9 protein-coding genes are annotated in these 10,836 nt (G+C 69.5%); 3 read left to right on the plus strand and 6 right to left on the minus strand.

The window, feature by feature from the left end; all coding sequences use genetic code 11:
* Positions 1-1,098: M28 family metallopeptidase (locus tag ABZ260_RS36830; RefSeq protein ID WP_355569652.1), on the minus strand; the 1,098-nt coding region annotated here is incomplete at its 3' end.
* Between the two features lie 99 nt (positions 1,099-1,197).
* Entirely contained in the window at positions 1,198-2,730 is a 1,533-nt protein-coding gene (locus ABZ260_RS36835; protein WP_350966437.1) for a M28 family metallopeptidase, read from the minus strand.
* A 242-nt stretch (positions 2,731-2,972) separates the two neighbouring features.
* Here ABZ260_RS36835 and ABZ260_RS36840 point away from each other — a divergent pair, with 242 nt between their 5' ends.
* Both ABZ260_RS36840 and lipB read left to right on the plus strand, forming a co-directional pair.
* On the plus strand, positions 2,973-3,158 hold the full coding sequence (locus ABZ260_RS36840; protein ID WP_343964802.1) for a PspC domain-containing protein: 186 nt from the start codon (positions 2,973-2,975) through the stop codon (positions 3,156-3,158).
* A gap of 15 nt (positions 3,159-3,173) precedes the next feature.
* Positions 3,174-3,812 (plus strand): lipoyl(octanoyl) transferase LipB, encoded by a 639-nt coding sequence (lipB, locus tag ABZ260_RS36845; protein WP_355626803.1) that lies wholly within the window; start codon positions 3,174-3,176, stop codon positions 3,810-3,812.
* 93 nt (positions 3,813-3,905) lie between these two features.
* On the opposite strand, the gene ABZ260_RS36850 is transcribed toward lipB, so the two are convergent.
* Complete coding sequence (locus ABZ260_RS36850; protein WP_355626805.1) at positions 3,906-5,456, minus strand: amino acid permease; 1,551 nt, start codon at positions 5,454-5,456, stop codon at positions 3,906-3,908.
* A gap of 9 nt (positions 5,457-5,465) precedes the next feature.
* Positions 5,466-6,404 (minus strand): phosphotransferase, encoded by a 939-nt coding sequence (locus ABZ260_RS36855; RefSeq protein ID WP_355626806.1) that lies wholly within the window; start codon positions 6,402-6,404, stop codon positions 5,466-5,468.
* Between the two features lie 105 nt (positions 6,405-6,509).
* Between ABZ260_RS36855 and ABZ260_RS36860 the strand changes: the two genes are divergently transcribed.
* The gene (locus tag ABZ260_RS36860; protein WP_355626812.1) at positions 6,510-9,065 is read left to right on the plus strand and encodes an FAD-dependent oxidoreductase; all 2,556 of its coding nucleotides are present in this window, start codon (positions 6,510-6,512) and stop codon (positions 9,063-9,065) included.
* Positions 9,066-9,163: 98 nt separating this feature from the next.
* On the opposite strand, the gene ABZ260_RS36865 is transcribed toward ABZ260_RS36860, so the two are convergent.
* Positions 9,164-9,943: a hypothetical protein gene (locus ABZ260_RS36865; protein WP_355626808.1), complete on the minus strand. Its 780-nt coding sequence runs from the start codon at positions 9,941-9,943 to the stop codon at positions 9,164-9,166.
* Positions 9,936-10,454 carry a SigE family RNA polymerase sigma factor gene (locus ABZ260_RS36870; RefSeq protein WP_355626810.1) on the minus strand — a complete coding sequence of 173 codons (519 nt, stop codon included), beginning with the start codon at positions 10,452-10,454 and terminating at the stop codon, positions 9,936-9,938. Before ABZ260_RS36870 ends, ABZ260_RS36865 begins: the two co-directional genes overlap by 8 nt.
* Between the last annotated feature and the right edge of the window lie 382 nt (positions 10,455-10,836).

A 10,836-nucleotide genomic window follows, 5' to 3' on the forward strand; every position in this document is an offset into this window, starting at 1 on the left:
CTTGGCGCCGCTGGAGGTGGTGGCCTGCGGGACGCCGCGCTCCCACTGGCCCGAGGTGGCGGTGTCGGTGCCCGAGGGGTTGGTCGTCCAGCCGGTCGAGGTCTCGAAGGTGTCCTGCCAGACGACCGTCGGCGGCGTGGCGGTGGCGGTGGTCCACACCGCGTAGGCGATGGCGTCGGCGTTGCGGTTCAGCGCGGTGTCGCTGATGTTGGCCGTGGTGTCGCAGGCCCGGTGATAGCAGGGATCGAACGCCTGGCCCGCCGTACCGCCCCAGAGGGTGGCCTGGGCGCTGGTCTTGACGCCCTCGGCGCCGGTGAAGGTGCCTCCGGCCGGGATGCCGACGGCGATGAAAGGCCCGTAGTCGGAGCGGCCGTCGAAGTCGGTGCCCCGGGTGGCCACGCCGATCGAGGTGAAGTACGCCTGGAGCGTCGCCTCCAGCTGCGCCGAGCCCGCCGGGCCGGGGCCCGAGCCGACGCCGTCGGAGTTGTCGCCGTCGTAGATGAAGTAGCCGGCGTTGGGCGAGCCGACCATGTCGAAGTTGTAGTAGCCCTTGATCTTGGCCCGCTCGGTGGACGAGAGGCTGTTCACGTAGGCCTGCGAGCCGCGCAGACCCAGCTCTTCCGCGCCCCACCAGGCGAAGCGCAGATGCTTGGTGGGAGCCAGCGACTGGCGGGAGACCTCCAGGGCGGTCTCCAGGATGGCGGCACTGCCCGAGCCGTTGTCATTGATACCGGGGCCCGCGGTCACGCTGTCGAGGTGGGCGCCGACCATGAGGATGTCGTTCGGGTCGCCTCCGGGCCAGTCGGCGATGACGTTGTAGCCGGTCGCGCCGCCGTAGGTGAACGACTGCAGGGTGGTGGTGAACCCCGCGCCGTCCAGCAGGCCCTTGACGTAGTTGGCCGAGGCCAGATAGCCGGGGCGGCCATGCGCGCGGTTGCCGCCGTTGGCGGTGGCGATGGACTGGAGTTGGGTGAGGTGTGCCTTCACGGCGGTCAGCGAGATGTCCGGTGGGACGGCGGCCGACGCCGATGGTGCGGTGAATGCCAGAGGGATGGCCAGGATCGCCGCCATGCCCATGGTCCACAGACTGCGCATCATGCTCCTCGGGTTTGAGGGTGTGGGGGTCCCCCGAGCGGCGCGCACCCGTGGTGGGTGCGCGCCGTACAGCGTGGTGGTGCGCTTTGCTGGACTTTGTCGTTAGCGGGCCGCGCCCTCAGGAGCCGTCGCGGTCTGCGCCGCGGTCCTGGCGAGCGTCGCGGCGTTGCGGTCGGGGATGCCCGTCAGGTCGTAGGCGAAGAACGTGGTGGCGTAGCCGACGGCCTTGGAGTTGCGGTCGAGCGCGGCGGCGTCGATGTTGCCGATGCCGTCGCAGGCGGCGTGGTAGCAGGGGTCGTAGGCGACACCGGCGGTCCCGCCGAACTTGGCGGCCTGCTCGGCGGTCTTGAGGACCTCGGCGCCGCTGAAGATGCCTCCGGCCGGGATGTCGTTGGCGATGAAGGCGCCGTAGTCGGAGCGGCCGGTGAAGTCGGTGCCCTCGAAGGGCAGGCCGCGCTTGCCGTAGAACCTCTCCAGGCGCTTCTCGATCTCGGCCGACCCCGCCGGACCGGCAGGGGCGCCCTCGGCGTCGGAGTCGTCACCGTCGTACAGGAAGGTGCCGCCGTTCGGCGAGGCGATCATGTCGAAGTTCAGGTAGAGCCTGATCTTGTCCCGTTCGGCCTGGGACAGGCCCGCGACGTACTGCTCGGAGCCGAGCAGGCCCAGCTCCTCGGCGCCCCACCAGGCGAAGCGGAGCTTGTACTTGGTCGGCACCTTGGCCAGCTTCAGCGCGGTCTCCAGGACGGCGGCGCTGCCGGAGCCGTTGTCGTTGATGCCGGGGCCCTCGGGAACGCTGTCCAGGTGCGCGCCGACCGCGACGATCTCGCCGGACTTGCCCCAGCGGGAGTCGGCGATCAGGTTCTTGGTACGGCCGACCGTGGTCTTGGCGTCCACCTTCAGGCGGACCGTGGTGTTCGGGCTGGCGGCCAGGTCCAGGCCGACGGCCGTGCTCGCCATCACGATGGGGAAGCCGAAGCGCCATTCGACGATGTCGAAGAGGAGCGGGTCGGTACGGCCGGGCTGGCCCTCGTTGAAGAAGATCACACCGGCCGCGCCGGCCGCCTTGGCGTTGGTGGCCTTGTCGACGAACGGGCAGGTGCCGCGCTGGAGCAGGGCGATCCGGCCGGGGACGAACCCGGCGAAGTCGGCGGCCTCACAACCCGCGGTCGAGGTGTTCGGGTTCGGCGGCGTCGGGATGATCGCGTCGACGACCTGGATCTGGGCGGTGACGTCGCCAGGGCTGGAGGAGATCACCGTCACGAAGTCGGCCGGGTTGGCGTAGGTCTTCGCCTCGGGGGCCGTCTTCTGGAGGACCGACGGGCTGAACTCCTCCCAGTTGATCGGGAACTCGACGTCGGTCGTGGAGGTCTTGTATCCGGCCTTGTTCAGCTTGTCCTGCACGTAGGCCAGGGAGGCGTCGTAGCCGGACGTGCCCGCCGCCCGGTTGCCGCCGTTGGCGGTCGCGATCTGCTGGAACTTGTCCAGGTGTTTCTTGACGTTGCTGCCCTTGATCTGTGTCGCGAACGCGTTGGCGAGGACGTCCGGGACACTGGGGGCCGCGACGGTGGCACTCGCCGGTGCGGTGAAGGCGAGGGGGAGAGCGATGGCCGTGACCAGGGTGGCGGTCTGGACCATGCTGCGTCGTAACCTCAGGCGCATAACGCTCCTAGGGGGTGGAACGGAGGGAGACTCCCTATAGGTACATGGCGGAACGTACCGGTATCAACCGCGTTCGCCTAGGGATGTATCGACGCTGACTGACAAGAAAAGTTATCAAGTTCGACCCTGTCAGGGTTTTCTCAGGGGTGCCTCGGGAACGTGGCGGTTCCGGCCGTTCGTTTGACCGGACGAAGAACACCGATTCGGGGAGAGGCGCCGTGTACCGTTCGAGAAACCACAAGATAATCGCCGGAGTCTGCGGCGGGATTGCGGACAGCCTCAACCTGCCGCCCACCCTCGTCCGGGTGCTGTGGCTGCTGCTCTCGCTCATTCCCGGGCCGCTCTGGGTCGTCTACGTGCTCATGTGGATCTTCATACCCAAGGCGCCGGAGGCTCGCTACTGAAAATAAGCTGGGGGCATGAGGCAACGCCCCCTGACCCTGGTCCAGGACGACCTGGTCGACTACGAGAAGGCGATGGAGCGGATGACCGACCTGGTCGGTCAGCGGCAGCGCGACGAGCGCCCCGACACGCTCTGGCTGCTCAGCCACCCGCAGGTGTACACCGCGGGCAGGCGAACCCTTGAGCAGCACCTGCCCGATCCGGCTCACGGCATCCCGGTCGTGAGCACGGGTCGCGGCGGCCAGCTCACCTACCACGGTCCCGGCCAGCTGGTCGGGTACCTGATCGTCAAGCTCGGCGAGGACGAGGGGATCGTCGACTACGTCCGAGAGGTCGAGCTGAGGCTCGTCGCGGCGCTCGGCGCGCTGGGAGTCGCAGCCGAGCGCCGCGACACCCCGCCGGGCTCGGAGTTGCTGACCGGCGTGTGGACCGTCGAGACGGGACGCAAGATCGTCTCGATCGGCATGCGGCAGAGCCGGGGCGTCACCAGCCACGGGTTCGCCCTCAACGTCGACGGCGACCTGAGCCCGTGGGGCTGGGCGGTGGCCTGCGGCATGCCCGAGGTCGACATGACCTCGATGCGGCGGGAGGCCCCCGCCACCGCGGCCATGGAGCAGGTCCGGGCCGCGGTGGCGGAGGCGTTCGAGGCGAGCTGACCGATTTCTCGGCCTTCCGGGGTGACCCGGATTCGCGCCGGCCGATCCTCGGGCGGTGACCGGCACGGATCTGGGGAAGCCGGCCGGGGCCGGTCAGCCGATCGGCTCCTTGCCGGCCGGGTCGACCGGGTCGAGCTCGTCGATCGTGCGGCGCGGGCCGGTGAACCAGTGCCTGGCCGACAGCGCCCACCACAGGCCCACGCCCAGCACCATCACGCCGACCACGATCGGCGCGTAGTTCACCGCGGCCGGTGTGAAGTCGGCACTGAACGGCACGGCCGCCGGGACCAGCGGCATGACGAAGTAGATCGAGACGATGACGATCTCGACGATGGCGATCCAGCACATGACCCGGTACTTCGATCCCAGTGTCCAGGGCCCCGGCTCGAACCGGTCGCCCATCCGCAGCCGGAGCCAGATCGGGATCGCGAAGGCGATGTAGAGGCCGATGACCGCCACCGAGACGACCGCGTAGAAGGCCAGCGGCAACCCGCCGGGGGCCTCGTACAGCGCGGGCAGGGTGAGGACCAGCGCGGCCGCACAGCCGAAGATGATCGCGTTGACCGGGGTCCTGTTGCCGTCCACCTTCGACCACAGGCGCCAGCCGGGGACGGCGCCGTCGCGGGAGAACGCGTAGGTCATCCGGGACATCGAGGTCACGCAGCTCATCCCGCAGAAGAACTGGCCGATGGTGGAGATCGTGAAGATCGCCGTGGCCAGGTTGCCGGGGAGCGCGCTGTCGAAGATGGCGCCGACGAAGCCACCCGCCTCGTTGACCGCGTTCACGTCGGTGGCCGCGAACAGGAAGGCCAGCAGCAGGATCCAGCCGCCGATCGCCGAGTAGAAGATCGACTGCCACAGTCCCCTGGCGGCGGCGGTGGAGGCGCCCTGGGTCTCCTCGGACACGTGCGCGCACGCGTCGAACCCGGTGATCGTGTACTGGGTCAGCAGGAATCCGAGGGGCAGCACGTAGAACCAGTAGGACGAGTCGGAGAAGCCGGAGTTGTTGATCGTCTCGGTGAAGACGAACGACATCGACTGGTGCGAGTCGGGACCGAAGATCAGGATCAGCACGATCACCGCCGCGCCGAACACGTGCCACCACACCGAGACGTTCTGCAGCAGCGAGATCAGCCGGTGACTGAAGATGTTGATCAGCGCGTGCAGCACCAGGACGATCGCGAACAGGATGAACGCGTTGGTCAGGGTGGGATTCCAGCCGGGGAAGAACCGGTTGAGGGTGATGTTCAGGAAGGTCGCGCAGCCGTAGTCGACCGAGGCCGTCACGGCGATCAGGCCGATGAGGTTGAACCAGCCGGTGAACCAGCCGTGGATGGGCTTGCCCATCTTCGCGGCCCACCAGTAGATGCCGCCGGCGGTCGGGTAGGCCGACACCAGCTCTGACATGCAGAGCCCGATGATCAGGATGAAGATCGAGATCAGCGGCCACCCCCATGAGATCGCGATGGGGCCGCCGTTGTTCCAGGCCTGGCCGAACGTGGTGAAGCAGCCGGCCAGGATGGAGATGATCGAGAAGGAGATGGCGAAGTTCGAGAAACCGCTCCAGGTTCTGGAGAGCTCCTGTTTGTAACCGAGTTCGGCGAGTCGCCTCGCGTCCTCGTCGACCGACGTTGGCTTGGTCACGCAAGCCTCCTAGCGTGGTGGTGCGGGGGGTGGGAATCCGGTGCTCGCGCCCCGGACGTCATCGACGAGCCGCCCGAACTCCGGGTCGTCCAGATCTCGTACGGCCTGTGAGAACTTGTCGGCCGCCTCGGCCTCGTAGTCGAAGTCGGCGTCGGCGGCCCGCTCCTTCAGCAGCCCGTGGTGCACGGCGAACCAGAGCGTCCAGGTCAGGTTGGACATGATCAGGTTGAGCCGGACCCTGGAGGTGAGCCGCCGGTCGTCGGTGCCGAAGTAGGCGCGGGCCAGCCGGGTGGTCAGGTCCGGGTCGTAGTCCGCCTCGGCGGCGATGTCGCCCAGCTCGAAGGCGGGGTCGTTGTTCCCGGAGAGCTGGTAGTCGACGATCCTGACCTCGGCGCCGCAGCGGATGAAGTTCTCCGGCAGCAGGTCGTTGTGGCACGGCACCCTGGGCAGCGGGTCGGCGGCCAGCGCCCGCTCGATCTCCGTCACCGTGGCAAGACGGTCCTGGTAGCCGTCGGGTGTGCCCAGTTCGTGGGTACGGCAGAGGGTGAGGAACTCGTCGAGCTTGCGGAAGATGGAGAAGTCGTTGACGAACCGGGGCCCGGCGTGCAGCCGGCGGCAGGCCGCCGCGATGGGGCCGGGAAGTGTCCGTACGGTGTGCGCGTCCAGGGTGACGCCGTCGAGATACTCCAGCACCAGCGCACCGGGCAGCCGGTGCAGCACCCTGGGGCCGACCCCCGCGTCCGCCGCGTGGACGGTGTTGGCGATCTCCTCATCGAGCGGTATGCCCAGGCCGGCGGCCGACACCCGGGGATCGAGCACCCGCAGCAGCCAGCGCTGTCCGTCGGCGGCGTCGAGCCTGGCGATCCGATGGCTGAGCCCGCCCTTGATCGGTGTCTCGGTCACGGGCTGTCCGGCCCATTTACGGACGTCCCCTAGAGGATCTGGCATGCCGCTCTCCTTTGGCCTACCTTCAGACCATTGATCCGATTCTGCGGACGAGGTGTTACAGAGGGGTTGCGGACTTTGAAACTTCCCGGCTCTGCACGGGCCGTCGTGATCGGTGGCGGGGTGGCCGGGTGCAGCGTGGCCTATCATCTGGCAAGGCTCGGCTGGACCGAGGTGATACTCGTCGAGCGACACGAACTCACCGAGGGGACCACCTGGCATTCGGCCGGGTTCGTGGGCCAGCTCCGCTCCACGGTCACCCAGACCAAGATGATTATGTATTCGGCCGGTCTCTATCCCGAGCTGGCCGAGCTCACCGGCCTGGACCCGGGGTGGCACGGGGTCGGTGGACTCCGCCTGGCGACCACGCCCGAGCGGGTGGAGGAGTCCCTGCGCCTGGCCGGGGCCGGGGAGACCTACGGGCTGGGTCTTGAGATGCTCTCCGGCGCCGAGGCCGGGGAGATGTCCCCGCTGCTGTACACCGACGACGTGCGGGCCGCGCTCTGGCTGCCCGGGGACGGCTGGCTGGATCCGGCGCTGCTGGCCAGGGCGCTGGCGGCCGGGGCGCGGAAGCTGGGCGTGCGGATCCTCACCGGGACTCGCGCGGTGGGGCTCGACGTGGCGGGCGGGGCGATCACCGGCGTACGGCTCGCTTCGGGCACCGAGGGAGCCGGGGATTTCGAGGAGTGGTCGGTCCAGACGGAGACCGTGGTCGTCGCGGCGGGTGCGGCCAGCGGGCGGGTCGGGCGGCTGGCCGGGGTGGACATTCCGGTTGTGCCGATCAAACACCAATATGTGGTCACCGAGCCTTTCGGGGTTCCTTCCTCCACGCCCACGGTGCGGGATCCGGACAACATTGTCTATTTCCGGGAAGAAAATGGCGGGATTCTGGTCGGTGGGTATATCCGAAACCCGGAGATCTGGTCCACGGCTGCCCCGCTTGAGGAACCTCGGACCGTCTTTCCCCCTGATATGCCGAAATTCCAGGAATCGTGGGAGTCTGCGGTGCGGCGGGTCCCCGCCCTGGCCGGTACCGAGATCACGAAGGTCGTGCACGGCCCCGAGGCGTTCACCCCCGACGGGGAGTTCCTCCTCGGCGAGACCTCGGTCCGCGGGTTGTGGGCGGCGGCGGGCTTCTGCGTCCACGGCCTGGCCGCGGCCGGCGGCGTGGGCAAGGTCATGGCCGAGTGGATCGTGGATGGCTCGCCCGAGTACGACGTGTTCGGCATGGATCTGCGACGCTTCGGGCTGCACGCCCGTTCCGCGGCGTGGAGCCGCGCCAAGGCCCTGGACTCCTACTCGAAGTACTACGACATCGTCTACCCGGGCGAGGAACGGACCGCCGCCCGGCCGCTCCGCCGCTCTCCCGCCTGGGTCCGGCACGCGGAACTCGGGGCGGCGTTCGGCGAGAAGGCCGGCTGGGAGCGGGTGAACTGGTTCGAGTCCAACGCCCGCCCGGCCGCGGAGCCCGACCGGGACCCTCCCCTGGGCGACGGGGACGTCCGCTCGGAAGGCCAGGGCCTCCGGAGGGGCGGCCGGGATGTCCGGGAGAACGGCCGGGGCCTCCGCCCGGACGGGTGGGCCGGCCGGATCTGGTCGCCGGCCGTCCGAGAGGAGTGCCTGACCACCCGCGACGCCGCGGGCCTGTTCGACCAGACCTCGTTCGCCAAGCTGGAGGTGGCGGGAGCAGGAGCACTGGACGGGTTGCAGCGGGCGTGCGCCGGGCAGCTCGACAGGCCGGTGGGCTCGATCGTCTACACTCAGCTCCTCAACGCGCGCGGCGGCGTCGAAGCCGACCTGACCGTCACCCGCCTGGCCGACGACCGCTTCCGGTTGGTCACCGGCACCGCCTTCGGCGTCCACGACGCCGCCTGGCTCCGTGGCCGGGGACTCGACGTCCGTGACGTCACCTCGGCCCATGCCTGCTACTGCCTGTGGGGCCCGCGAGCGCTCGACATCCTCGGCTCCGTCTCCGGCGACGACCTGACATTCGGCTATATGAGGGCCAGGGAGATCAGCGTCGGAGGAGTCCCGGTGCTGGCCCAGCGGGTGACGTTCGTGGGCGAGTTCGGCTGGGAGCTGTACTGCCCTTCGGAGTACGGCCTGACGCTCTGGGACACGCTCATGGAGGCGGGAACGCCGCATGGCATGCGCCCGGCCGGGTACCGCGCGATCGACTCGATGCGCCTGGAGAAGGGCTACCGCGTCTGGGGCCTGGACATCACCCCGGAGACCACCCCGTACGAGGCGGGCCTGGGTTTCGCGGTCGCCGGGGACAAGGACTTCCTCGGCCGCGCCGCCCTGGACGCCGCCCGCCGTCCCGCCGGCGACCGTCCCGCACCGGCCTCCTCGGCCTCCTCGGCCGCGAGTTCAACGGCCCCGGTGCCCGCGCGGAGCCTGTTCTGCCTGGTCCTGGACGACCCGCGTCAGGTCTGTCTCGGTGGCGAGCCGGTCCGCTCCGGCGGCCTGCCCGCCTCGCGGGTGACCAGCGGCGGGTACGGCCACCGGGTCGACCGCTCGATCGCCTACGCCTACCTGCCCGAGGGCACCGCCCCGGGTGACCGCGTCGAGGTCGGCGTGACCGGCACCTGGGTGGGCGCCGCCGTCGCCGCCGAACCCCTCTACGACCCGTCCTCAGAACGCGTCCGTCGCCTGCCGTCCTGACCGTCCGGCCGAGGGGGCGGTGCCGTACCGGAGCCCGGACGGCACGCACCGCCAGGGCTCCGGAGAGCGCGCCGTCCGGGGCCCGTTCCCTCGCCGGTTCAATCGTCCGATGTGAGACCGGCGGCGACCGCTGTCAGCTCGCGCTCGACCGCCCGCCTGCTGCCGAGATCCTTCGCGTAATCAGGACTGATCATCACCTCGACCGCCCGTTCCTCGCCCACGTGCAGGAAGATGCTCGGGGTCCCCTTTCCGCCGTCCTCGCCGACCCACTGGTTGACGACATGACCGGTCCGGCCATCGCCGAGGGGCACCTGTCTCCCCTTGTTCGCAACGCGGTAGCTCTGCCACTGCTCGTCGGCGCGTGCGGCGGCCAGACCCTCGAAGACGAAGATCTGGACACGGTAGGAGCCCTCGCCGTCGTCCGGATAGCTCCACGTCGTGGAGTACTCGTCGCCTCGGTTCACCGCCCAGGCGTTCCGTACCAGGCCGTCGGTCATGTATCCCACGTGGACGCGCCCCAGGGTGTTCCCGGTGCCGATGCCGACGGGCGTACGGAAGACGCGCGGGGTGGCCGTGGGTGTCGGCGTGGGCATCGGGGGTTCGGTGAACAGGGGCTGCGGCGCGTTCCGGTCGCCGGTGTCAGGCTCCGGCGTCCCGGAGGTCGCGACCTGGTCGTGCGGTGCGGGAGCCGGGTTCAGCGCCAGCTGGACGGGGGCCGCGATCCCCGCGACGGCCGCCGCGGCGACCACGGCGGTGATCCTGATCCGCCTGGCGCTCCTGCGCCGCGAGGACCGGATCACCCGCTCGGCCAGGCCGGGGGCCGCGCGCAGCCGCGCGGTCTCGTCCGCCATGATCTGGCGGATCTCCTGTTCAAGCATGGGCACTCCTGATCGCCTCCTCCAACGGCTCCCCGCCGATCGCCGGCCGCAGCTTGGCGAGCGCCTTGGACGCCTGGCTCTTGACCGTTCCCGTCGAGCAACCGAGGATCTCCGCGGTCTGCGCCTCGCTGAGGTCCTCCCAGTAGCGCAGGACGACCACCGCGCGCTGCCGGGGCGGCAGCTCGCGCAGCGCGTCCATGAGCGCGTGGCGGAGCGGGATGTCGGTCTCCCGTGACGGCCGTTCCGGCGGGGTGCCGGTCGGGATGATCCTCAGGACCGCCCTGCGCCGGGCACGGCTGATGGCGGTGTTCACGATGATGCGGCGGACGTAGGGTTCTGGATCGCTGTCGCTCCGGACCCGGCCCCAGTTGCGGTACGCCCGCTCCAGGGCCGTCTGCAGCAGGTCCTCGACGTCCTCGGTGGCGTCGCAGGCGAGATGGGCGATCCTCAGCAGGCTCGTGCCGCGTGCGGCGACGAAAGCTGAGAATCCAGCATCGTCTCTGCCGATCACCTCAGTTCATCCGATCTCATACCTCTCCATACGCCTGAGCGGAGAGAAGGGTTGCCCGCCGCCGATTTTCGGTAAAACCCGTCACCGACCTGCGCATCGGCGATCCTGGGCTCCGGAGACCAGCTCCAGGTATACCCCCGGGGGGTTGCTGGAAAGGGTGGTGGTGTGGCACTGTGGTGGAGTCGATAGATACCCCCTAAGGGTATTGAGGAGGAGTGATGAACGGCGCGATCAAGGTGGGCGCGTACGTGGTCGGGCTGGTGGCGGTGTTCGGCGGCGCGCTGGGGGTCGGCACGGGGTAAGGCGCGCAGGCGCGCGCTGGACATCCTCTTCGAGGCGGAGGCACGGAGCGAGGACCCGCTCAGCGTTCTCGCCGAGCGCC

The sequence above is a fragment of the Streptosporangium sp. NPDC006013 genome (assembly GCF_040614275.1).
Lineage (GTDB): Bacteria > Actinomycetota > Actinomycetes > Streptosporangiales > Streptosporangiaceae > Streptosporangium.

What these genes read in the sequence shown, in the direction of transcription:
- ABZ260_RS36835 (WP_350966437.1), bottom strand. Translation starts at nt 2,730, where the DNA reads ATGGTCCAGACCGCCACCCTGGTCACGGCCATCGCTCTCCCCCTCGCC.
- lipB (WP_355626803.1), top strand. Translation starts at nt 3,174, where the DNA reads ATGAGGCAACGCCCCCTGACCCTGGTCCAGGACGACCTGGTCGACTAC.
- ABZ260_RS36855 (WP_355626806.1), bottom strand. Translation starts at nt 6,404, where the DNA reads ATGCCAGATCCTCTAGGGGACGTCCGTAAATGGGCCGGACAGCCCGTG.
- ABZ260_RS36865 (WP_355626808.1), bottom strand. Translation starts at nt 9,943, where the DNA reads ATGCTTGAACAGGAGATCCGCCAGATCATGGCGGACGAGACCGCGCGG.